The organism is Pseudomonas sp. Y39-6 (genome assembly GCF_023651955.1).
In the GTDB taxonomy this organism is placed as follows: Bacteria; Pseudomonadota; Gammaproteobacteria; order Pseudomonadales; family Pseudomonadaceae; genus Aquipseudomonas; species Aquipseudomonas veronii.
In genome coordinates, this window is record NZ_CP069594.1 from 5010699 (window position 1) to 5034450 (window position 23752).

The window sequence follows — 23752 nt, forward strand, 5'->3', positions numbered from 1 at the left end:
GATGAATCCGATGAAAAGGCTTTTATGGAACCCCCAGGGCCGATCACGGCCTAAACTGCGCAAACGAACCTGAAGGAGTGTACCCGATGAGCCGTATCGAAACCGACAGCCTGGGAGAAGTCCAAGTCCCGGATGACGCTTACTGGGGCGCGCAGACCCAACGCTCGCTGGTGAACTTCGCCATCGGTGAGCAGCGCATGCCCCTGGCGGTCTTGCACGCCCTGGCCCTGATCAAGAAAGCCGCCGCCCGGGTCAACAGCCGCAACGGCGACCTGCCCGCCGACATCGCACGCCTGATCGAACAGGCCGCCGACGAAGTGCTCGACGGCCAGCATGACGACCAGTTCCCGCTGGTGGTGTGGCAGACCGGCAGCGGCACCCAGAGCAACATGAACGCCAACGAAGTGATCGCCGGGCGTGCCAACGAGCTGTCGGGCAAGACGCGCGGCGGCAAGAGCCCGGTGCATCCGAACGACCATGTGAACCGCTCCCAGAGTTCCAACGACTGCTTCCCCACCGCGATGAACATCGCGGCGGTGCAGGCGGTCAACCAGCGACTGCTGCCGGCGATCACACACCTGTCCGGGGGGCTGGCGGAATTGTCGGCGCGGCATATGAAGCTGGTGAAGACCGGTCGCACCCACATGATGGATGCCACACCGATCACCTTTGGCCAGGAACTCTCGGCGTTCATCGCCCAGCTCGATTACGCCGAACGCGCGATCCGCAGCGCCCTGCCCCAGGTGTGCGAGCTGGCCCAGGGCGGCACCGCGGTCGGCACCGGGCTCAATTCGCCCCACGGCTTTGGCGAGGCGATTGCCGCCGAGCTGGCAGCCTTGTCGGGTTTGCCGTTCGTGACCGCACCCAACAAATTCGCCGCCCTCTCCGGCCACGAACCGCTGGTGACGCTGCACGGCGCCCTGAAAACCCTGGCCGTGGCCCTGATGAAAATCGCCAACGACCTGCGCCTGCTCGGCTCCGGCCCGCGCGCCGGGCTGGCGGAAGTCAAACTGCCGGCCAACGAACCGGGCAGCTCGATCATGCCCGGCAAGGTCAACCCGACCCAGTGCGAAGCGCTGTCGATGCTCGCCTGCCAGGTCCTGGGCAACGACGTGACCATCGGCATTGCCGCCAGCCAGGGGCATTTGCAGTTGAACGTGTACAAACCGGTGATCATCCACAACCTGCTGGAATCGATCCGCTTGCTGGCCGACGGCTGCAACAACTTCCAGGAACACTGCATCACCGGCCTCGAGCCCGACGCCGAACAAATGGCCGCGCACCTGGAACGCGGGCTGATGCTGGTGACCGCGCTCAACCCACACATCGGCTACGACAAATCGGCGCAGATCGCCAAAAAGGCTTACGCCGAAGGCCTGACCCTGAGGGAAGCCGCGCTGGCCCTGGGCTACCTCACCGACGAACAGTTCGACCAATGGGTACGCCCGGAAAACATGCTGGAGGCCGGACAATAAGCGCATAGCGCGTGCTTTTGCTTTGCTCTTGCTCTTGATCTGCTTTTGATCTTGATCTTAGGCGCCCCGTAAAACCACGCTGGCCGAACGCAGGTTTGAATCCGTGGGTAACCCGGCAGGACGCCGGGTTAGCCGTCCTGGGCCATGGATGGCCCATGACGGCGGCCCACGGATTCAAACCTGCGTTCGGGCACACCGAGCCTAGGCGAGGTGCCGAGTGGTGGGGCAAGAGCCCTTTTGGTTACTTTTGGGGCTCTTTTCCAAAAGTGACCCGCTGTAAGAGCGGAACCTATAGCAGCCGTTACCAAAGAAACGGATATGTACTCAACCCAAAAAAATGGTCGGCCCAGAGGCCGCCATCGGGGGCAAGCCCCCTCCCACATTTAGAACGAGGTGAACCTGTTGGATATGTATCGACTGTCAGGTCGCCATCGCCAGCAACCCCCCTCCCACACTTAGGCCCGCGTACACCCGATAAAAACACCTGGGCCAATCAAGACACCAACCGCGCCCGCCGCGCCTTGAGCCCCGCAAACAACGACGGCGCCAACGCCACGGTCGCCGACCCCAACACCACCACCAACGCCCCCACATACCCCAGCGCATTGATCTCTTCAGCCTGCACAAAATCCGGCCACCACCACGCCGCCAGGGCCACCGCCACAAACGTCACCAAGGGCGTCAGCGCCAGGGTCGCACTCACCCGCGAGGCTTCCCAATGGGCCAGGGCCTCGGCAAATGCGCCGTAGGCCACCAGCGTGTTCATGCAGCACGCCAGCAGCAGCCAGCCTTGCAGCGGACTCAGTTGCAGGGCCTCCAGCGGATGCGCCCAAGGCGTGAGCAACACCGCGCACGACAGGTAGATCACCATCATCACCTGCAGCGAATTCCACACCGTCAGCAATTGCTTCTGGCCCAAGGCGTAGAACACCCAGATAGTAGTGGCGAGCAGGACCGTCAGTACCCCGGCGGTGTAGCTGCCCAGGGACGTCAGCAACTCCACCAGACGCTGGTTGAAGAACAGGCCAAAGCCGATGACCAGCACCACCAGGCCCAACACCTGGCCCAGGCTGAAGCGCTCTTTAAACACAAACACGCTGGCGACCATCAGGAAGATCGGCCCCATCTGCACCACCAGTTGCGCCGTGCCGGGGCTGAGCATGTTCAGACCCACCAGGTACAGCACGTAGTTGCCCACCAGCCCACACACGGCCATCGCCACCAGCCAACCGCAACGCGGCCCGAGCACGCGCAGGCTGGGCAAGCGCTTGACGGCGGCGAGGTAGACGAACAGGCAACTGCCGGCGACCGTCAGGCGAAACCAGGTGACGGTGATCGGGTCCATCACCTGCAACACTTGTTTGAGTTTGACCGGGAGAATGCCCCAGAGCAGCGCGGCCAGCAGGGTCAAGCAAAAGCCATAGACCCAGCGGCCGGAAGAGATGTGCATGAGTGCCCCAGAAGCCAGAGGAAGTGGAACCGGCATTCTAGGGGCAAGTACACGGATTGGGATACGGCACTGTGCAAGTGCGGGAGCCGGCCTGCCCCCACAGTGGGCTCAGCGCACAGCTTCGAACAGCCCGGTCGCCCCCATGCCGCCGCCCACGCACATAGTGACGATGCCGTAACGCAGATTACGCCGCTGCAACTCACGCACCAGGTGCCCGACTTGCCGCGAGCCGGTCATGCCGAACGGGTGGCCGATGGAGATCGAGCCGCCGTTGACGTTGTATTTGGCATTGTCGATTTCCAGGCGGTCGCGCGCATACAGGCACTGGGAGGCGAACGCCTCGTTGAGTTCCCACAGGTCGATATCCGCCACCTGCAAGCCCTTGGCCTTGAGCAACTTGGGCACCGAGAACACCGGGCCGATGCCCATCTCGTCGGGCTCGCAGCCAGCCACAGCAAAGCCACGGAAAAACGCCTTGGGCTTGAGCCCCAGGGCCAGGGCTTTTTCCAGGCTCATCACCAGGGTCATCGAGGCGCCGTCGGACAATTGCGAAGAGTTGCCCGCGGTCACCGAGCCGTCTTCGGCAAACACCGGCTTCAAGCCCTGGAGACTGGCCAGGGTGGTGTCGGGGCGGTTGCAGTCGTCGCGCTCGACCACACCGTCGAGCACCTGCACGGCGCCGCTGTTCTTGTCCTCGACCGCGTACTTGACCGCCATCGGCACGATTTCATCGTTGAACAAGCCATCGGCCTGGGCCTGGGCGGTGCGCTGCTGGCTTTGCAGGGCATACCGGTCCTGGTCCTCGCGGCTGACGTGATAGCGGCGCGCAACGATTTCGGCGGTCTGGCCCATGGGAAAATAGAGGCCCGGCACCTGCGCTTTGAGCAACGGGTTGATCAGGTTGTCGGTGTTGACGCTTTTCATGGTCAGGCTGATGGACTCGACGCCGCCGGCGACAATGATATCGCTGCAGCCCGAGGCGATCTGGTTGGCCGCGATGGCAATCGCCTGCAAGCCCGAGGAACAGAAACGGTTGAGAGTCATCCCCGCCGTGCCGGTGCCCAGTTGCGACAGCACCGCGACGTTGCGCCCGATGTTGTAGCCCTGGGCGCCCTCGTTGGAGCCCGCGCCGACGATGCAATCTTCCACCGTGGCCGGGTCGATGCCGTTGCGTGTCAGCAGCGCGTTGACGCAATGGGCCGCCATGTCATCCGGTCGGGTCTGGTTGAACTTGCCGCGAAAGGACTTGGCCAGGCCGGTTCGCACGCTGTCGACGATCACTACTTCACGCATGGGGCTACCTCGATCTTGTCGTTGTTGGGAGAGCGCTCGAGAATAAATCCAGGCCCGCCCAACCGCGATGATCATTCACCCCGCCTATAGGCCTACTTCTTCTTGCCTTTCTGGTCATGCTTGTCGGACTGGGCGAACGCCTCCTCCAACGCCAGGTTGATAGTGCGCAACACCTTGACCCGCGCCCAGCGCTTGTCATTGGCTTCGACCAGGGTCCACGGCGAAACCTCGGTGCTGGTGCGGTCGACCATATCGCCCACGGCGGCACGGTATTCGTCCCACTTCTCGCGGTTGCGCCAGTCGTCGTCGGTGATCTTGAAGCGTTTGAACGGGATCGCTTCGCGGGCCTGGAAGCGCTCCAGTTGGGTCTGCTTGTCGATGGCCAGCCAGAACTTGACCACGATCACTCCGGCATCGCGCAGTTGCTCTTCGAAATCATTGATCTCGCCATAGGCGCGCATCGAGTCCATCGGGGTGCAGAAGCCTTCGATGCGCTCCACCAGCACGCGGCCGTACCAGGAGCGGTCAAACACGGTGAACATGCCCCGTGCCGGAATCTGCCGCCAGAAACGCCACAGGTAAGGCTGGGCGCGCTCGTCTTCGGTGGGCGCGGCGATCGGCACGATGCGGTACTGGCGAGGGTCGAGGGCCGCGGCGACCCGGCGGATCGCGCCCCCTTTGCCGGCCGCATCGTTGCCTTCGAATACCGTGATCAACGCGTGCTTGCGCATGCGCTTATCCCGCATCAGGCCGGAAAGACGCGCCTGCTCGGTGATCAACTGCTCTTCGTAGTCTTCTTTTTCCAGGCTCAGGGTCATGTCGAGACTGTTGAGCAGGCTCACTTGGTCCACGGCCGCCGGCAACGGCGCCGGGTTCATCCCGCTGACTTTGCCCTTGGGTTGCCTCAGGGCGTTTTGCAGGCCCTCGAGCAGAATCTTGCCGACGGTGAGGCTGCGGTAATTGCTGTCGACCCCTTCGATCACATGCCAGGGCGCGTAGTCGCGGCTGGTGCGACGCAGCACACGTTCGCCGAAGTGAACGAACTTGTCGTAGGTCTTGGACTGCTGCCAGTCCAGCGGGCTGATCCGCCAACTGTGCAGCGGGTCGTCGGCCAGGGCCTTGAGCCGCGCCTTCATCTGTTTCTTGGACAGGTGAAACCAGAACTTGAAGATCACCGCGCCTTCGTCGCAGAACATCTTCTCCAGGCGTTCGGCGCCGGCGATGCCCTGGTCGAGCCGGGCGTCCTTGATTTCGCCCTGCACCCGGCTCTGCAGCATCTGGCTGTACCAGTTGCCGAAGAACACCCCCATGCGGCCTTTTGCGGGCAACTGCCGCCAGTAACGCCAGGCGGGCGGATGGGCCAGTTCTTCGTCGGTCTGCTGGTCGAAGGTACGCACTTCGATCAGACGCGGGTCCATCCATTCGTTGAGCAGTTTGACCGTCTCGCCCTTGCCGGCACCTTCGACGCCGTTGATCAGGATGATCACCGGGAAACGTTTCTGCTGTTGCAGCTCGAACTGCACTTCCAGCAAGGCTTCGCGCAGGGCCGGTACTTCGGTGTCGTAAGTGTCTTTGTCGATGGCATGACCGATTTCAGCGGATTCGAACATGAGCAGCTCCGTTTCAAGATCGCTCAAGACTAGCGGATTGAGCAGCAACACGCGGGAGGAAATTCCACGTGCGCTTGCCGTGGGTCAATTCATTGCCGGTTGATCGGCTAGAATGGCCACCTTGCCTTTGCCGAGTCGCCCATGAACCCTGTAACCCACGCCCAGCTCGACTGGGATGACCAAGGTCGCCCGCATTCGCGGGTCTTCGACGATGTGTACTTTTCCGACCAGTCGGGCCTTGAAGAAACGCGCTATGTGTTCCTCGAACAGAACCGTTTGCAGGCACGGTTTGCCGCCTTGCCGGCGGGCGGGCGCCTGGTGATCGGCGAAACCGGGTTCGGCACCGGGCTGAATTTTCTCTGCGCCTGGCAGTTGTTCGAACAACACGCGGTGGCCGGCGCGCGCCTGCATTTTGTCAGCGTGGAAAAATACCCGCTGAGCCACGCCGACCTGCAACGCGCCCTACTCCTCTGGCCGGAACTGCAGCCGTTCGCCGCGCAATTGCTGGCGCAGTACATCGCCATCCACCCAGGCTTCCAGCGCCTGGTGCTGGATAACGGCCGTGTGACCTTGACCCTGCTGATCGGCGATGCGCTGGAGCAGTTGCCACAGTTGGATGCGCAAATCGACGCGTGGTTTCTCGACGGTTTCGCCCCGGCGAAGAACCCCGACATGTGGACCGCCGAGCTGTTTGCCGAACTGGCGCGCCTGGCGGCCCCGGGGTCGACCATCAGCACCTTCACCAGCACCGGCTGGGTACGACGCCTGATCAATGCCGCCGGGTTCAAGATGAAGCGCACGCCGGGCATCGGGCATAAATGGGAAATCCTGCGCGGTGAATTCCTCGGCTGGCCGGCCGAGACGCCGTTGCCTGCCGCGGGTAAACCGTGGTTCGCCCGCCCGGCGCCGCTGCACGGCGAACGCAGCGCCCTGGTGATCGGCGGCGGCCTGGCCGGCTGCACCACGGCGGCCAGCCTCGCCGCGCGCGGCTGGAACGTCAGCCTGCTGGAACGCCATGCCCGCCTGGCCGAGGAAGCCTCGGGCAACCCGCAAGGGGTGCTGTACCTCAAGTTGTCGGCCCATGGCACGGCCCTTTCGCAATTGATTTTGAGCGGGTTCGGCCACACCCGGCGCCTGCTCGAACACCTGCACCGGGGCGTCGACTGGGACGGTTGCGGCGTGTTGCAACTGGCGTTCAACGCCAAGGAAGCCGAGCGCCAGGCACAGCTGGCCGCGGCGTTTGCGCCCGGTCTGCTGCAGCCGTTGGACCAGGCCCAGGCTCAAGCGCGCGCCGGGGTGGCGCTGGAACACGGCGGGCTGTTTTTCCCCGAAGGGGGCTGGGTACACCCGCCGGCCTTATGCGAATGGCAAGCCCGGCACCCGTTGATCAACGTGCTGACGCATCACGAGGCCCTTGAGTTGCAACGGGTCGACGGGCAATGGCAAGCCCTGGCCGGCGACACCCTGCTGGCCAGCGCCACGGTGGTGGTGCTGGCCGGCGCGGCCGAGATCAAGCGCTTCCCGTTCAGCGCCGAGCTGCCCCTCAAGCGCATTCGCGGGCAAATCACCCGCCTGGCGCAAACCCCAGACAGCCAGGCGCTGGCCACCGTGGTCTGTGCCGAGGGCTACGTGGCTCCGGCGCGCCTCGGCGAGCACACCCTGGGCGCCAGCTTCGACTTCAAGAGTGACGACCTGACACCGACAGTCGCCGAGCATGTCGGCAATCTGGAGATGCTGCAGGAAATCTCCGTCGACCTGGCCCACCGCTTGAACGCCGACACACTGGCCGCCGATCAGCTCGAAGGCCGCGCCGGGTTCCGCTGCACCAGCCCGGACTACCTGCCGATTATCGGGCCGCTGGCCGATCGCGCCCTCTTCGACCAGGCCTACGCCGCGCTGCGCAAGGACGCCCGTCAGCCCCCCGAAGCCGAGTGCCCGTGGCTCGACGGCGTGTACATCAACAGCGGCCACGGCTCACGCGGCCTGGTGACCGCGCCGCTGTGCGCCGAACTGCTGGCGGCCTGGCTGGACGATGAACCCCTGCCGCTGCCCAGAAGCGTGGCCGACGCCTGCCATCCCAATCGATTCGCCGTGCGCGCGTTGATTCGCGGCACCGGCGGGTCATAACAACGGCGCGGTCAAGCGCCCGAGCGACACACTGTTGGCCCTCTTCAAACAGCCGGTCCACAACGGCAAACCGCGCAAAACTTGTATATTTGCCAAGCCTATTTACCACCCGCAAATCCGCCGCCACACGCTGCGCAGGCTCACGCCCGAACAGTCAAGGCGGTTTGCCTTATAACAGATTGATCTAAAACTCCACTGATAGCCGTGTGTCAGTTTCTGGGTACGCGCCTTTTGGGCGTATTGAGTATTGACCCCTCCCCAACGGAAAAACCGGTAAGGAATTTATGTGCGGATTAGCTGGAGAACTACGTTTCGATGCCCAACCTGCCGACCTGGCTGCGATTGAGCGCATCACCCATCACTTGGCCCCACGCGGCCCCGACGCCTGGGGCTTCCATGCCCAGGGGCCGATTGCCCTGGGCCATCGACGCCTGAAAATCATGGACCTGTCGGACGGCTCTGCCCAACCGATGGTCGATGCGCAGCTGGGGTTGTCCCTGGCCTTCAACGGCGCGATCTATAACTTCCCGGAACTGCGCCAGGAGCTCGAAGCCCTGGGCTACGCCTTCTATTCCGGCGGCGACACCGAAGTGCTGCTCAAGGGCTATCACGCCTGGGGCGAAGCCCTGCTGCCCAAGCTCAACGGCATGTTTGCGTTTGCGATCTGGGAGCGCGATGCCCAGCGGCTGTTCATCGCCCGTGACCGTCTCGGCGTGAAGCCTTTGTACCTGTCGCGCACCAGCCAGCGCCTGCGCTTTGCCTCGACATTGCCAGCCCTGCTCAAGGGCGGCGATATCAACCCGGTGCTCGATCCGGTAGCGCTCAACCACTACCTGAACTTCCACGCCGTGGTGCCCGCGCCGCGCACGCTGCTGGCCGGCATCGAAAAACTGCCGCCAGCCAGCTGGATGCGTATCGACGCCCACGGCAACACCGAACAGAAAACCTGGTGGACCCTGCCTTACGGGCCGCGTGAAGATGAGCAGCACCTGACCCTCGAAGACTGGACCGAGCGCGTACTCGACAGCACCCGCGCAGCCGTGGCGATCCGCCAACGCGCCGCCGTGGATGTGGGCGTGTTGCTGTCCGGCGGCGTCGACTCGAGCCTGCTCGTCGGCCTGCTGCGTGACGTCGGCGTGCAGGACCTGTCGACCTTCTCCATCGGCTTTGAAGACGCCGGCGGCGAACGCGGCGACGAGTTCCAGTACTCGGACCTGATCGCCAAGCACTACGGCACCCGGCACCACCAACTGCGCATCGCCGAGGGCGAGATCATCGAGCAACTGCCAGCGGCGTTCCGCGCCATGAGCGAGCCGATGGTCAGCCACGACTGCATCGCCTTTTACCTGCTCTCGCGGGAAGTGGCCAAGCACTGCAAAGTGGTGCAGAGCGGCCAGGGCGCCGACGAGTTGTTCGCCGGTTACCACTGGTACCCGCAAGTGGACGGCGCCAGCGACCCGTATGCGGCGTACCGCGAGGCGTTTTTCGATCGCAGCCATGACGACTACGCGGCCACCGTCGCGCCGAAATGGCTGACCGCCAATGACGCCGCCGGCGACTTCGTGCGCGAGCATTTCGCAATGCCGGGCGCCGATGCCGCCGTGGACAAGGCGCTGCGCCTGGACAGCACGGTGATGCTGGTCGACGACCCGGTCAAGCGCGTCGACAACATGACCATGGCCTGGGGCCTGGAAGCGCGCACACCGTTTCTCGACTACCGCCTGGTGGAACTGTCGGCCCGCGTACCGGGCAAATTCAAATTGCCCGATGGCGGCAAGCAGGTCCTCAAAGAGGCGGCGCGTCGGGTCATCCCGAGTGAAGTCATCGACCGCAAGAAAGGTTACTTCCCGGTGCCCGGCCTCAAGCATTTGCAGGGCGATACCCTGAACTGGGTCCGCGAGTTGCTGCTGGACCCGAGCCAGGACCGCGGCCTGTTCAATCCGGCCATGCTCGACCGCTTGCTCACCGACCCACACGGTCAACTCACCCCGCTGCGCGGCTCCAAGCTGTGGCAACTGGCGGCGCTGAACCTGTGGCTCAGCGAACAAGGAATCTGATCGATGAAACCTCTCGCAGCGGCTTACAGCCAACGCTTGCTCAAAGGCCAGGCGCCGACCTACGAGCGCCTGCAAGCGCGCCTGGCCGAAGACGGCAGCCCACTGGCCGCCGAGCCGATCGCGGTGCATTGCGGCTGGGGCCGGTTGTTGATCGGCCACACGTTTCCCGACCCGGCCAGCCTGGCCGAGGAACTGCTCAACGAGCAGGCCGGCGAGCGCGACATCGCACTGTACGTGGCGGCGCCCCAGCAGATCCTCGGGATCGATCCGCAGCAACTGTTCCTCGACCCGTCCGACACCTTGCGCCTGTGGTTCTCTGACTATCGTCCGTCGACCCGCGTGTTTCGTGGCTTCCGTATTCGACGCGTCCAGACCGCGGCCGATTGGCAGGCGGTCAACCAGCTCTACCAGGGACGCGGCATGCTGCCGGTCGACGCCGAGCGCCTGACGCCCCGCCACGCGGGCGGCCCGGTGTATTGGCTGGCCGAGGACGAAGACAGCGGCGCGGTGATCGGCAGCGTGATGGGCCTCAACCATCAGAAAGCCTTCCACGACCCGGAACACGGTTGCAGCCTGTGGTGCCTGGCGGTCGACCCGCACTGCACGCGCCCCGGCGTCGGCGAAGTGCTGGTGCGCCACCTGGTGGAACACTTCATGAGCCGTGGCCTGAGCTACCTGGACCTGTCGGTGCTGCACGACAACCGCCAGGCCAAGAGCCTCTACGCCAAGCTCGGCTTTCGCGCCCTGGCCACCTTTGCGATCAAGCGCAAGAACGGCATCAACCAGCCGCTGTTCCTCGGCCCGGGCCCGCAGGCGGGGTTCAACCCTTACGCGCGGATCATCGTCGAAGAAGCCCATCGCCGTGGCATCGACGTGCAGGTAGACGACGCCGATGCCGGCCTGTTCACCCTCAGCCATGGCGGGCGCCGCGTGCGCTGCCGTGAATCGTTGAGCGACCTGACCAGCGCCATCAGCATGACCCTGTGCCAGGACAAAAGCCTGACCCACAAGGTGCTCAAGGCCGCCGGGTTGAAACTGCCGGCGCAACAGCGGGCGGGCAGCGCCGACGACAACCTGGAGTTCCTCGACCAACACCAGCGCATCGTGGTCAAACCGCTGGATGGTGAACAGGGCCAGGGCGTGGCGGTGGACCTGCAGACCATCGAAGAGGTGCAACAGGCGATTGAAGCAGCGCGTCAGTTCGACAGCCGGGTCTTGCTCGAAAGCTTCCACGAAGGCCTGGACCTGCGCATCCTGGTGATCGGCTTCGAGGTGGTCGCCGCGGCGATCCGCCGCCCGGCCGAAGTGGTCGGCGACGGCCAGCATTCCATCCGCGCCCTGATCGAGGCGCAAAGCCGCCGGCGTCAGGCCGCCACCGACGGCGAAAGCAAAATACCGCTGGACGCCGAAACCGAACGCACCCTGCACGCGGCCGGTCATGACTACTCCAGCATCCTGCCCCGTGGCGCGCAATTGGCCGTGCGCCGCACCGCCAACCTGCACACCGGCGGCTGCCTGGAAGACGTCACCGGCATCCTCCATCCGACGCTGGTCGACGCCGCCGTGCGCGCCGCGCGTGCCCTCGACATCCCGATGGTCGGCCTCGACCTGATGGTGTCGGCCGCCGATCAACCGGAGTACGTGTTTATCGAAGCCAACGAACGGGCCGGGCTGGCCAATCATGAACCGCAGCCAACGGCAGAACGGTTTGTGGATTTGTTGTTTCCGCACAGTCAGCCCAGCGCCTGAACGAAGTGTTGCCTGGGCCGGCGCCGCTCCACCCTCATCGAAACCATCGATGCCCTCAACCCATCAGGAGTTTCCATGACCCGAACCATTCCCGAACCGGACCTCAACTACCTGCAAAAAGTGCTGCTGGAAATGCTCGCCATTCCCAGCCCGACCGGGTTTACCGACACCATCGTGCGCTATGTCGCCGAACGCCTCGAAGAACTGGGCATCCCCTTTGAAATGACGCGCCGCGGCACCATCCGCGCCACCCTCAAGGGCCAGAAAAACAGCCCCGACCGCGCGGTGTCGGCGCACCTGGACACCATCGGCGCCGCCGTGCGCGCGATCAAGGACAACGGCCGCCTGACCCTCGCTCCGGTGGGCTGCTGGTCGAGCCGCTTCGCCGAGGGCAGCCGCGTCAGCCTGTTCACCGACAACGGCGTGATCCGTGGCAGCGTGTTGCCGCTGATGGCCTCCGGGCATGCGTTCAACACCGCCGTGGATGAAATGCCGGTGAGCTGGGACCATGTCGAACTGCGCCTGGACGCGTACTGCGCCACCCGCGCCGATTGCGATTCCCTGGGGATCGGCATCGGTGACTATGTGGCGTTCGACCCGCTGCCCGAGTTCACCGAGAGCGGGCATATCAGCGCGCGTCACCTCGACGACAAAGCCGGTGTCGCCGCGCTGCTCGCCGCCCTCAAGGCGATCATCGACAGCGGCGAACCCTTGCTGATCGACTGTCACCCGCTGTTCACCATCACCGAGGAAACCGGCAGTGGCGCGGCCGCCGCCCTGCCCTGGGACGTCAGCGAGTTCGTCGGCATCGACATCGCCCCGGTCGCCCCCGGCCAGCACTCCAGCGAACACGCGGTCAGTGTGGCGATGCAGGATTCCGGCGGGCCGTATGACTATCACCTGTCACGCCACCTGCTGCGCCTGGCGGCGGATAATGACCTGCCGGTGCGCCGCGATCTGTTTCGTTATTACTTCAGCGACGCACACTCGGCGGTCACCGCCGGCCACGACATCCGCACCGCCCTGCTGGCGTTCGGGTGCGATGCGACCCACGGCTACGAGCGCACCCACATCGACAGCCTCGCGGCCCTCAGCCGGTTGTTGAGCGCTTACATTCTCAGCCCGCCGGTGTTCGCCAGCGACGCACAACCAGCGCAAGGGTCACTGGATCGGTTCAGTCATCAGATCGAACACGAGACCCAAATGGAGAGCGATACCCGCGTGCCGTCGGTGGACAGCCTGGTCGGCCAGAAGTCCTGACACTGGCAACAACGGTCCCGGCGCAGTAGCATCGCCGGGACTTAACCCCAGAGGCTTGTATGCTGATTCCCTACGACGCACTTGAAGTCGACACCCTGACCCGCCTCATCGAAGACTTCGTGACCCGCGACGGCACCGACAATGGCGACGACACGCCCCTGGAAACCCGCGTACTGCGCGTGCGCCAGGCACTGACCAAGGGCCAGGCATTGATCGTCTTCGACCCCGACAGCGAGCAATGCCAGTTGATGCTCAAGCACGACGTGCCCAAGCACCTGTTCGACTGAAGGTGCAGTTCAGGGATTGGGCAGCGGATGGCTGGCGGTGTCCTGGCGTTCGACGATCTTCTGGTACACCTCGGCGCGGTGGACCGACACCTCGGCCGGGGCTTGAACTCCGAACTTCACCTGGGAACCGTTGAGTTCGAGGATGTGCAAGGCGATGTCATCGCCGATGGAAATGATTTCGCCTACGGTGCGGCTTAAGACCAGCATGGCGGTTGTCCTTTTCGAGTGACAGGACCCCGACCTTGCGCGCTTGGGTGATGCTCAGCAACGGCTTGCGGTCAAATCAGGCACCACCTACAACGGTAGGTAACTTGCCTGACAGACCACATGATTTTTTGCGCCGAGCCCCGCTCCGAGATTTACGACAGTGCCCCGCTCAGCCTTTAATCGCCTGGGCCTTGGCGCGCATTTTGTCGGCCATCACGGTCATCTCGTCATACAGCAACTGCGGGTTTTTCTGCTTCAACGCCCAAGCCATCCGCCCTTGCTCGTGGGGCAGGATCATGAACTCGCCCTCGGCCACCCGCTGATAGATGTAATCGGCGATATCCGCCGCCGAGATCGGCGAGCTTTCCAGCAGCTTGCCCACCTGCGCCTTCATCGCCGGGGTCGGCCCACGGAACGAGTCCAACAGGTTGGTCTGGAAGAACGACGGGCACACCACGTGAACCCCGATTTCCTGTTGCTTGAGTTCCACCAGCAGGCTCTCCGACAACGCCACCACGCCCGCCTTGGCCACGTTGTAGTTGCTCATCGCCGGCCCTTGCATCAGCGCCGCCATCGAAGCGATGTTGATGATGCGGCCCTTGCTCTTTTCCAGCAGCGGCAGAAAGGCCTTGCAGCCCTTGACCACGCCCATCAGGTTGATTGCGATCTGCCAGTCCCAGTCTTCCAGCGACAGTTCGGCGAAGAACCCGCCGGAGGCCACGCCGGCATTGTTGACGATCACATCGATCCCGCCCAGCTTGACCTCGCAGGCCTGGGCAAAGGCGGTGAGCTGGCTGTAGTCGCGCACGTCGCAGCGTTGGACAAAGCCATCGCCACCCGCCTCGCGCACCAACCTGAGAGTCTCTTGCAAGCCTGGCTCGCTGACATCCGACAAGGCCAACTGCCAACCCTCGCGGGCCCAGCGCAGCGCGATTTCGCGACCCAGGCCGGACCCGGCACCGGTGATCATCATGCGATTTTGCATAGGAAAATAGCCTTGTGGTTCACAGAAGAAGTGATCGGCAGTGTAGCGAAGGTTTTTCCTACACCCACGCACCATCCAATTGATGAATGCCCCGAGCAAACCACGGGCCGGGTCGGATACCACGGCACGCCCTAAGTTCAATTTTTTTCAACTAAGCGCAGGCATTCAGCGACGCATTAAAAGAAATAAGCAGGTCTTCGAAATGCTTTAAAAAAACACGGAATTTTCTGCGAAGCGGCACAGTCGGAGTTATTAAGGCGTCCGCGATTAAACCCACGGGCCTAACTTTAAACAACCGGTCCTTGCAGAAGGCCTATAAGGAAATACAATTATGAGCCTCATTTTAATCATCATCCTGATTCTCCTGCTGGTCGGCGGTTTGCCAGTGTTTCCGCACTCCCGTAGCTGGGGTTATGGTCCGTCGGGTATTCTCGGCGTAGTCCTGGTGGTGCTGCTGGTGCTGTTGTTACTCGGCAAGATATAAACGCCGGGCAAAAAAAAGAGGCCTTCATGAAGGCCTCTTTTTTATTGCCGGTCAATCAGTCCGGCTTGCCATCGACAACACCGGCGGTGTTATCCAGCAAACTTTTGGTCGCGGTCTGCAGGAACGATTCGAGCTTCTGTTTCAGCCCTGCCTCGTCCGGCGATTCCGCGATCACTTTACCGGTCGGCTCGGCGCCCAGTTCGTATTCCCACAGCTTCGGTGGCATTTCCTTAGGCAATACCAGCACGCGGTCGCCGGTGACCAGCGCCACGGTCTGATCGCTGCCCGAAGGCTTGATCACGCCGAAACCCTTGTCGCCTTCCGGCAGGTTGAGCAGGTCACGCCCCCAGCACTGGTGCAGAGTATCGCCACCCAGACGGCCCATGATGGTCGGCACGATGTCGATCTGGGTGCCCACGGTGTGGTCACGCACGCCGAACTTCTCTTGCATGCCCGGAGCAATCATCAGCATCGGCACGTTGAAGCGGCCCAGGTCCATCTCGGTGATCTGCTGCTCGTTGCCGAAACCGTGGTCGCCCACGATCACAAACAGGGTTTCCTTGAAGTACGGCTCCTTGCGGGCCTTTTCAAAGAACTGGCCGAGGGCCCAGTCGGAGTAGCGCATCGCCGTCAAATGCTCGTTGAGGCTGCCACGGTCGGTGACTTTCTCCACCGGCAACGGGGTCGGCAAGGCATACGGCGTGTGGTTGGACAGGGTTTGCAGCAGGGCGTAGAACGGCTTGCCGCCTTCACGCGCTTTCAGTTCTTCCAGGCCACGGTTGAACATGTCCTGGTCGGACACGCCCCAGGTCGGGTCGGAGAACACCGGGTCGACAAAGTCGTTGCGGCCGATGAAGTTGGTCATGCCCTGGTTGCTGAAGAAACCCGACTGGTTGTCCCAGGCGAAGTCGCCGTTGTAGACATACACGTCGTCAAACTTGCGCGCACTGAGCAACTGCGGCAGGCCCGACAGCTTGTGGCTGCCTTCCGGGGTCTGCATCAGGTATTCGAAACCCGGCAGGTTCGGGAAGCACGCCATGGTGGCAAACATACCCTGGTGGGTGTGGGTGCCGTTGGAGAAGAAGCGGTCGAACAGCAGGCCTTCCTTGGACAGTTTGTCGAAGTACGGCGTGATATTGCCCGGACGCCCCAGGGCGCCCACCGAGTGACCGGCGAAGCTCTCCATCAGGATCACCACGACGTTCTTGATCGGCAGGGTTTTCTCGGCCGGTGGCGTGAAATCACGGCGCACGGCGGCGGTGTCGGTATCCACCAGCTTCTCTTGCGGCAACACCAGCATGTCGCGCACGGTCTGGGTGGCCAGTGGTTGTTCGAGGGTGGCCTTCCAGATGTTGGTGCGTTCTTCGGAGAAGCGCGACTTGGCCGCGGCGATCAACGACAACGTGCCATTGAGGCCCAATTGGTTGGCGAAGTTCGAGTCGGTGGTGTAGACGTCACCCCAACGCAGCGGCGGGCCCTGGCGCAGGGTGCCGCGAGCGGCGACCACGGCGACCAGCAGGCACACCACAAACACCGCGATGCGCGAATACCACGGCGCCACCTGGCGGGTGCCGATGCTGCCGCCGCTGAACGGGCCGCGTGGACGCGTCGCCCGATCGGCGCCCTTGAAGGCCACGCTCAGGATCAGCGTGCCGACGGCCCAGGCCAGCAGGTAGCGCACCACCGGGAAACCGTACCAGAGCATGCTCATCACGGTTTTCGGGTCTTCCTTCACGTACTGGAAGACCAGGCCGTTGAGGCGCTGGTGGAATTCGCGATAGAAGTCCATCTCCATCAGGCCCAGGAACAGCGCGATGCTGGAGGCAAGGGTCAGCCAGAAACGGAAGAACCCCCGCGCGGCCATGGCCCGCACGCTGAACAGTGACAGCAGCAAGGGGATCGTCAGGTACACCACCAGGCGAATGTCCAGGCGCAGGCCGTTGGCGAACGCTTCCAGGAAGGTCGAGGCCGGTGTGTCGAGGATCATCTCGCGGTTGTAGGCCAGCAGCGCCAGGCGCAGCAGGGAGAACATCACCATCATGACCAGTGCACAAAGCAGCGTGTATGCCAGATGGGATTTGACGGTCGGTTGCAGCAGGCGATTAGAAGCTCGCTGCTGATTCAGGGCGTCCGGGTTTGCCATGTCGTTTCAGGACCCATTGGAGGTTTAAGTTGCGAAAAAGAGTGCAGTGGCGTCCGGCCCTCGCCCAGGCTGGCTGGGGTAGGCGGTAAACGCGATGGCGCAAATGGTGCCCGATCACTGCCGGCAACGCCATTAATTACTGAATGCGTGCCGCAATCCTGCAACTGGCGGTGCTTGAGATAGAGCCGTTGCAGGGAGATAAAGCCGGCGAATTGTCTTGGATGAGATGTGAAAATTTCGTACAGCGAATATTTCGACACACAATATCAAGGCATTTGCTGAAACCATTGTGGGAGGGGGCTTGCCCCCGATAGCGGTGGTTCAGTCACTGTTGTAACGACTGATACACCGCTATCGGGGGCAAGCCCCCTCCCACATTTTCCGTGCCCGCTTCAGCTTGAGTGAAGCTGGCGCTCAGAACCGCACGTTGCCCCGCGGCCCGGCAATCGCCCAGATGATCAGGCCCAGGACCGGCAGCAGCAGGATCAACAGAATCCACAACACCTTGGCACCGGTGCTCGCGCCGCTTTTGAACACATTGATGATCGCCCAGATATCCAGCGCGAGGATGATCAGCCCGACCAGACCGTTGAAAGTGGAACCCATGGTGTCGCTCCTAAGTGAGGGCATGCCCTTGTAGGATAGCCAGCCCTGGCTGGGGTTCCGTTTTATTTCAGACGTGGACGGCGACCCGCAGGGCTTCCAGGGACGGTTCGCCGTGGATGCCGACTTCGGCGCACAGTTCCAGCACGCGCGGCAGGTCGTTGCCGAACACCAGCACGGCCTGGATCTCGTCATCCAGCGGCTGGCTGAAGTTCAGCAACACATAACCACCGTCTTGCGGGCTGAGCGCACTCATCTGGATCTGGATGCGATTGAGCGCGGTGAGGGCTTCGGTCTTGGCCAGTTGCTTGGGCTTGAGGTTGAACGCCACGCCGGGGCCGAACGAGGCAACGATCTGCGCAAACAAGTCGCCATAGGTGTCGGCCTGGAACAGCACCGTGTCCGGCAGGCTGCCGACCACCACCCACTCGCCCAGCGGAATCGGGAAAGTATCGTCGTAGTTGATGTCCGGGTTCGCCGCCAGAAAGGCCACCGGGTCGGCGTAGGCCTGCGCCGCTTCCTCGGCGATTCGCGCCACCTCGTCGTCGCCCATGACGCCGGCGCTGATTTTACGGATGAGTTCGACGAGGGCGTTTTTCATGAAGGGGTCCTGTGGCGGGCGGGTTTTCGAGGGCGCGTAGCCTACACCAGTTTCTGCAACTGCGCCGCCGTATCCACCGCGCCCATGGTCTGTGCCGCGGCCAATGCCGTGGCGCCCTGGGCGTCGGCAGTCTTGGGGTTGGCGCCCTGGCTGAGCAGGTAGTCGACCATTTCAACGCGGTTAAACATCGCGGCCATCATCAATGCCGTGCGGCCGTCGGAGGACGACGCATCAACCGGCGCGCCGCCTTCGATCAGCGCCTTGACCACGGGCAAGTTGCCCTTGAACGCCGCGCCGGCGATCGGCAGTTGATGCTTATCGTTGGCGATCTGTGGGTCGGCCTTGAACTCCAGCAGCACTTTGACCGCGTCGGCGTGGCCGTGATAGGCGGCCAGCATCAGCAAGGTGTCGCCATTGTGGTTACGCAGGTTGGCTGGCAAGCCCTTGGCCAGCAGCGCGGCAAGCAAGGCCGCATCGCCTCTGCGCGCGACGTCGAAGACCTGCTCGGCAAATTCGGCGGCTTCGTCTTCGGTCATTTGTTTGGCATGGTCTGACATGTGGGGGCTCCTTGTCTGGTGCGGCTTCGGGTACTGAAGAGTAGGCGCCCAGTGTCGCGAGGGAGTTCCCCACTGTCATGGTTTTTTTGTCAACAGCCACCATAGGCAGAATCAATAGCGGAACTGTCCGCCCTGGATCTGCGCCAACAATTGCCCGGTGACCGGCACATAGCAATCCGAACCGGGCAGCCAGGCGTAGACCGGGTCGTTGCCGGCCTTGGCCGGGTCGAACGCTTCTTCCTTGAGCCGCACTTTCTGGTATTTGAACGTGCCCGTTGTCTCCATCTTCATCTTGATCCGCAGGAACAGCGGCACCGCATAGTGCGGCAACTGGCCATGAGCGAACTGCAGCAACTCGCGCATATCCAGGGCGGCCAGGGATTCGCTGGGGGTGATGGCGACCATGCCGGCGCGGCCATTGGTGTTTTCGATCTCGACACCGTAGGCCACCACCTCGGCGATCTGCGGGTGTTGCAACAGGATGTTCTCGACCTCGGTGGTGGAAACGTTTTCGCCTTTCCAGCGATAGGTGTCGCCCAGGCGATCGACAAATTGCGCATGGCCGAAACCGATGCTGCGCAGCAGATCGCCGGTATTGAAGTAGCGGTCGCCCTTTTCGAACACGTCGGTCAGCACCACCTTGCGGTTCTTTTCCGGGTCGGTGTAACCGTCGAACGGGGCCTTTTCATCGATCCTCGCCAGCAACAGGCCCTCCCCGCCCGTTTGCACCTTGCGCATGAAACCATCGGCGCCACGCAGCGGCTCACCGCTGTCGTGGGCGTAGTCCACCAGCGCCCAGCGCTGCAGGCAGAAGCCGATGGTGTTGTCGAAATTCAACACATTGGTGAAGCCGATATTGCCGTCACTCGCGGCATACAGCTCACAGATATGCTCGACGCCAAAGCGTTGCTTGAACTGCGCCCATACACCGGGCCGCAGGCCATTGCCGACCATCTTGATCACCCGGTTGTCACGGTCCTGGGCGCTGGCCGGCTGGTCGAGCAGGTAACGGCACAGCTCACCGACATAACCCAGGGTGGTCGCGTTGAACTTGCGCACATCGCCCCAGAACTGGCTGGCGCTGAATTTGCGGCGAATCGCGAACCCCGACGCGCCGACGATCGCCGAGCCCCAGCACACGCAAAGGCCGGTGGCGTGGTACAGCGGCAAGGTGCAATACATGACGTCGGCGGGGCCCATGTCGAGGGCGATGCTGGCGAAGCTGACCGCGGTTTTGGTCCAGCGGCCATGTTTCATGATGCCGGCCTTGGGCAAGCCGGTGGTGCCGGAGGTGTAGATATAGAAGCACGGGTCGTTGAAAAAGATCTGCCGGGAACTGGCCGGGTTGTCCAGCGTGCACTCGGCGCTGGCCGCCATCAGGTCGATATAGCCGGCAGGCACCGCGCTGCCGGGTTGATCCGCGACAAACCAGGTGCGATCGGCCGCGATCACCACTTGATCGCGCACCGCTGTGTAGGCCTCCACCAACTCCGCCCCCACCACAATCGCCACCGGGTTGACCAGATTCAGGCTGTGTACCAGCGCCGCCTGGGTTTGCGAGGTATTGAGCATGGCGCAGATGCCGCCCAGCTTGGCCACGGCCAGCACGTTGAGCAGCAATTCGGGGCGATTTTCAATAAACAGCGCCACCACATCGCCTTTGCGGATGCCCTGGCTCTGCAGGTGGTGGGCGATGCGGTTCGCACGCTGGTTGGCATCGCGGTAACTGAGCACGCTGTCGCCGTACAACAACGCCGCGCCGTCAGGGTTGCGCAGGGCGGCTTGCTCGAAATGCCAGCCCAGGCCACAGGGCTGCGCGGGGTCGGTGACATTCGCGGCACGCATGCCGCGGACCACCCGTGGCAAGGCGCGGACGATGGCGGGCACCTTACGCAGCAGCATGCTCCAGGTAATCATGTCGTTTTGCGGATGGCGCATGGAGGAACGTCCTTTTTCTTATTCTTCGTCGGGGCCAGAAACTCCGGCATTTTTTGCAGGCAGGAAGCCAAATGCTCAGGGGAAAATACGCCAGCCGTTCTTCGACTGTACACGCGGGATTTGAAATGTTTTGTATCCCGAAGCCGCAACCGCCCCACAGGGAATTTTGCGACACATCGGCAGTCCCTATCAGTGACGAGGCGCCCGCCCGGCCGGATCGAGTAGCGCAAAATGCAGGATGCATGATGGCCATTCATGCAATTTGCACGAAATCAAAAATCCTGACTTTTTACAAGTTATTGATTTTTAAAGACTTTATATAAAAACGCGAGATGGCACAATCACTGCACCTATCACTCCATGCTTGCCAACTTGAGCCAACGGAGCTGATAGACATGAGCCTGATCCAAGATAAATTCGCCTCAGTATTCTCCCAATACGACGTCACCACTCAGCCACGCCCGGACGGCGGTATCCTGCTGACCCTGCGCAACAGCGAAGGCAAGCAGGTCAAGCGCTCGATCTCCTACCAGCAACTGCACACGGCCGATCAACTCACCTGGGTGATCAGCGCCATTCGCCGCGACCTGGCCGAACAAGCCAGCGAACTGCCGCAGATTTCCATGCTGCAGAGCCAGAACCGCTTTGCCCTGCCGACTTACCATTCGGCCTAAGACACACAAAAAAGGGCCGCGACGCCATCCAGCGTCGCGGCCCTTTTTCATGGGTTCAGGACAGGCCCAATCGGGCGGCTTCATTCATCGCTTGTACACGATTGTTGACTTGCAACTTGCCATAGATGTTACGCAGGTGGAATTTCACTGCGGCTTGGGACGTTTCACGAATCCGGCTGATTTCCCAGATGGTCTTGCCTTCGGAGGCCCAGCGCAAGATCTCCAATTCGGTCGGAGTCAGGGGCTTGCCGGACAAGGCCAAGCGTTTTCTGACATCGGTGGGCACGCTCAACGGCGCACCTGACGCCTCTGGATCACTCATCGCTTTCTCTCCTTATTGTTGGCTGATGCTTATCGCCTTTCGGATTCCTCCTATTGACAGGCGATACAAACATTAAGACCGGAGAGAGTTACATAATGGAGCGCGTCAAAGCGTAAGGCCGGCGATAAACAGCCAGGCCTTACAGATAAATAAGCTTCTTCCCACAACAACTTCCAACTCGTCGGGGTTGAAGATTCAAGTCGATTAAGCCTAGTCATCCAACCCAGGGAAACCAGCGGCGATATCGTCCCCGCTGAATTCAGGCACCCCGCCGCCTGCCGCATGGGACAGGCGCAGCGTCACAAAATGTGGGTGCTCGCCCATATCAAACCAATGGGGCATGCCGGCCGGGATCAGCAGCAGGTCATTTTTCTCACAGCGCACGCCGTACACATAGTCACCAATGTGCAAGGCAAACAGGCCTTGGCCGGCGATGAAAAAGCGCGCTTCATCTTCGCTGTAACGCCGCTCGGCAAGGAACTGATCGCGCAATGCCGCCTTCTGCGCAGGGTCGCCGGGAGCATGCAGCACCTCGACGCAGGCGTAGCCGAGGGCGTCGATCCGTGGCTGATACGCCGCGATCATGGTGGCGTCGTCCGCGCCTTTTTCAATAACGGCGGGCTGCCAGCGCTCGAATCGCACGCCATGCTCGGCCAGGGTCGACGCGATATCGTCGAAGTGGGTCAGGACTTTGTTCGGTGTATCCGGTGTGGCGACGTGGTAAACGGCTACATAACTCATAGGACGGTTCCTTGGTTCTGCTCGTGCAATCGAAAGCCGATGATAAGGGCGGCGGCCAGGGCCGCGACGCTGGCGATACTGAAGGTCAGGGCCGGCCCCAACAGGTTCCAGCTGTAACCAGCGTACAGCGCGCCAAGCGCGCCGCCGGTGCCGGCCAAGGCCGCGTATAACGCCTGGCCCTGACCTTGCTGGCGCGCACCGAAGCTGCGCTGCACAAAGGCAATCGCCGCCGCATGAAAACTGCCGAAGGTAGCCGCGTGCATCACCTGCGCCAGCAGCAGCACCCAGAAAAATTCCGCGAACGCGCCCAGCAACAACCAGCGCAGCGCCGCCAACAGGAAACTCGCCAGCAGCACCCGGCGCACCGAGAAACGCGTGAGGATGCGGCTCATGCCCAGGAACATCAACACTTCCGCCACCACCCCGAGGGCCCACAGCATGCCGATCACGCCACGGCTGTAGCCCAAGTGTTCCAGGTGCAGGGTGAGAAAGGTGTAATACGGGCCATGGCTCATTTGCATCAACGCCACGCAGGCGTAAAACGCCAGGACGCCGGGGCTGCGCAACTGCTTGAGGAAGCCCTCGCCCGCCAGGCGGGGGCCGTGGTTCGCCGGCTGCGCATTCGGCACCCACAGGCTGGCACCGATGATCCCGGCCATGATCACCACGACCACCACCGGGTAGATATCCAGGCTCAGCCAGTCGAACAGGCGGCCCATGATCACCACCGTGAGGATGAAGCCGATGGAGCCCCACAGGCGGATCTGGCTATAGCGCGAGGTCTGCTTATGCAGATGGGCCAGGGTGATCACTTCAAACTGCGGCAGCACCGCATGCCAGAAAAACGCATGCAGGGCCATGACCAGGGCCAGCCAGGCATAGGTTTTGCTGACGAAAATCAACGCAAAACTCACCAGCGTACACAGTGCGCCCACACGCACGATGGCCAGGCGCCGGCCGGTATAGTCGCCCAGCCAGCCCCACAGATTGGGGGCCACGCAGCGCATCAGCATGGGGATGGCCACCAGCTCGCCGATACGCGCGCTGGAGAACCCCAGGTGATCGAAGTACAGCGCCAGGAACGGCGCCGTGGCCCCCAGCAGGGCGAAGTAGAAGAGGTAGAAGCTGGAGAGTCGCCAGTACGGAAGTGCTGGAGTCATGCAAGAGGCCGCTTTGCGGCAAGGCGCGA

At 62.6% G+C, this 23752-nt stretch carries 21 protein-coding genes; 8 read left to right on the forward strand and 13 right to left on the reverse strand.

Going from position 1 to position 23752, the window contains the following annotated elements:
• Positions 1-86 precede the first annotated feature (86 nt).
• The gene (locus JN756_RS22715) at positions 87-1475 is read left to right on the forward strand and encodes a class II fumarate hydratase (protein WP_017845865.1); all 1389 of its coding nucleotides are present in this window, start codon (positions 87-89) and stop codon (positions 1473-1475) included.
• A 493-nt stretch (positions 1476-1968) separates the two neighbouring features.
• Here JN756_RS22715 and JN756_RS22720 read toward each other — a convergent pair whose 3' ends face one another.
• From JN756_RS22720 to pap, 3 genes are all read right to left on the reverse strand, one after another.
• Entirely contained in the window at positions 1969-2925 is a 957-nt protein-coding gene (locus JN756_RS22720) for a DMT family transporter (RefSeq protein WP_201021410.1), read from the reverse strand.
• A 108-nt stretch (positions 2926-3033) separates the two neighbouring features.
• The gene (locus JN756_RS22725) at positions 3034-4218 is read right to left on the reverse strand and encodes a thiolase family protein (RefSeq protein ID WP_046483950.1); all 1185 of its coding nucleotides are present in this window, start codon (positions 4216-4218) and stop codon (positions 3034-3036) included.
• A gap of 92 nt (positions 4219-4310) precedes the next feature.
• The gene (pap, locus tag JN756_RS22730) at positions 4311-5828 is read right to left on the reverse strand and encodes a polyphosphate:AMP phosphotransferase (RefSeq protein ID WP_046382583.1); all 1518 of its coding nucleotides are present in this window, start codon (positions 5826-5828) and stop codon (positions 4311-4313) included.
• Between the two features lie 141 nt (positions 5829-5969).
• On the opposite strand from pap, the gene mnmC reads away from it, so the two are divergent.
• The 5 genes from mnmC (at position 5970) to JN756_RS22755 (ending at position 13308) form a co-directional block, all read left to right on the forward strand.
• Entirely contained in the window at positions 5970-7955 is a 1986-nt protein-coding gene (gene mnmC, locus JN756_RS22735) for a bifunctional tRNA (5-methylaminomethyl-2-thiouridine)(34)-methyltransferase MnmC2/FAD-dependent 5-carboxymethylaminomethyl-2-thiouridine(34) oxidoreductase MnmC1 (protein ID WP_046382582.1), read from the forward strand.
• A 284-nt stretch (positions 7956-8239) separates the two neighbouring features.
• A complete protein-coding gene (locus tag JN756_RS22740) occupies positions 8240-10012 on the forward strand; it encodes an N-acetylglutaminylglutamine amidotransferase (protein ID WP_201021411.1) in 1773 nt (590 codons plus the stop codon).
• Positions 10013-10015: 3 nt separating this feature from the next.
• Positions 10016-11761 carry an N-acetylglutaminylglutamine synthetase gene (gene ngg, locus JN756_RS22745; RefSeq protein WP_128192359.1) on the forward strand — a complete coding sequence of 582 codons (1746 nt, stop codon included), beginning with the start codon at positions 10016-10018 and terminating at the stop codon, positions 11759-11761.
• Between the two features lie 75 nt (positions 11762-11836).
• Positions 11837-13021: an osmoprotectant NAGGN system M42 family peptidase gene (locus tag JN756_RS22750; protein ID WP_046382579.1), complete on the forward strand. Its 1185-nt coding sequence runs from the start codon at positions 11837-11839 to the stop codon at positions 13019-13021.
• 59 nt (positions 13022-13080) lie between these two features.
• A complete protein-coding gene (locus JN756_RS22755; RefSeq protein WP_003236706.1) occupies positions 13081-13308 on the forward strand; it encodes a YheU family protein in 228 nt (75 codons plus the stop codon).
• A gap of 9 nt (positions 13309-13317) precedes the next feature.
• On the opposite strand, the gene csrA is transcribed toward JN756_RS22755, so the two are convergent.
• On the reverse strand, positions 13318-13515 hold the full coding sequence (gene csrA, locus JN756_RS22760; protein WP_017845857.1) for a carbon storage regulator CsrA: 198 nt from the start codon (positions 13513-13515) through the stop codon (positions 13318-13320).
• A 169-nt stretch (positions 13516-13684) separates the two neighbouring features.
• Complete coding sequence (locus tag JN756_RS22765; RefSeq protein ID WP_046382578.1) at positions 13685-14500, reverse strand: SDR family oxidoreductase; 816 nt, start codon at positions 14498-14500, stop codon at positions 13685-13687.
• 331 nt (positions 14501-14831) lie between these two features.
• On the opposite strand from JN756_RS22765, the gene JN756_RS22770 reads away from it, so the two are divergent.
• Entirely contained in the window at positions 14832-14984 is a 153-nt protein-coding gene (locus JN756_RS22770) for a DUF3309 family protein (RefSeq protein ID WP_010208879.1), read from the forward strand.
• A 55-nt stretch (positions 14985-15039) separates the two neighbouring features.
• Here the strand turns inward: JN756_RS22770 and JN756_RS22775 are convergent, their stop codons facing one another.
• The 5 genes from JN756_RS22775 to JN756_RS22795 form a co-directional block, all read right to left on the reverse strand.
• Positions 15040-17127, reverse strand: a complete 2088-nt coding sequence (locus tag JN756_RS22775; protein WP_046382577.1) for an LTA synthase family protein — start codon at positions 17125-17127, stop codon at positions 15040-15042.
• A 414-nt stretch (positions 17128-17541) separates the two neighbouring features.
• On the reverse strand, positions 17542-17733 hold the full coding sequence (locus tag JN756_RS22780) for a PLDc N-terminal domain-containing protein (protein ID WP_010567448.1): 192 nt from the start codon (positions 17731-17733) through the stop codon (positions 17542-17544).
• A gap of 67 nt (positions 17734-17800) precedes the next feature.
• Positions 17801-18331 carry a hypothetical protein gene (locus tag JN756_RS22785; protein ID WP_046483965.1) on the reverse strand — a complete coding sequence of 177 codons (531 nt, stop codon included), beginning with the start codon at positions 18329-18331 and terminating at the stop codon, positions 17801-17803.
• A 41-nt stretch (positions 18332-18372) separates the two neighbouring features.
• A complete protein-coding gene (locus JN756_RS22790) occupies positions 18373-18888 on the reverse strand; it encodes an ankyrin repeat domain-containing protein (RefSeq protein ID WP_017845853.1) in 516 nt (171 codons plus the stop codon).
• A gap of 111 nt (positions 18889-18999) precedes the next feature.
• Positions 19000-20826: a long-chain-acyl-CoA synthetase gene (locus JN756_RS22795; protein WP_169865542.1), complete on the reverse strand. Its 1827-nt coding sequence runs from the start codon at positions 20824-20826 to the stop codon at positions 19000-19002.
• Positions 20827-21221: 395 nt separating this feature from the next.
• Between JN756_RS22795 and JN756_RS22800 the strand changes: the two genes are divergently transcribed.
• The gene (locus tag JN756_RS22800) at positions 21222-21500 is read left to right on the forward strand and encodes a DUF3509 domain-containing protein (RefSeq protein ID WP_016970113.1); all 279 of its coding nucleotides are present in this window, start codon (positions 21222-21224) and stop codon (positions 21498-21500) included.
• A 55-nt stretch (positions 21501-21555) separates the two neighbouring features.
• Here JN756_RS22800 and JN756_RS22805 read toward each other — a convergent pair whose 3' ends face one another.
• The 3 genes from JN756_RS22805 to JN756_RS22815 form a co-directional block, all read right to left on the reverse strand.
• Positions 21556-21822 carry a response regulator transcription factor gene (locus tag JN756_RS22805; RefSeq protein ID WP_046382574.1) on the reverse strand — a complete coding sequence of 89 codons (267 nt, stop codon included), beginning with the start codon at positions 21820-21822 and terminating at the stop codon, positions 21556-21558.
• Between the two features lie 210 nt (positions 21823-22032).
• The gene (locus JN756_RS22810; RefSeq protein WP_017845848.1) at positions 22033-22563 is read right to left on the reverse strand and encodes an acireductone dioxygenase; all 531 of its coding nucleotides are present in this window, start codon (positions 22561-22563) and stop codon (positions 22033-22035) included.
• Positions 22560-23723 (reverse strand): MFS transporter, encoded by a 1164-nt coding sequence (locus JN756_RS22815; protein ID WP_017845847.1) that lies wholly within the window; start codon positions 23721-23723, stop codon positions 22560-22562. Before JN756_RS22815 ends, JN756_RS22810 begins: the two co-directional genes overlap by 4 nt.
• Between the last annotated feature and the right edge of the window lie 29 nt (positions 23724-23752).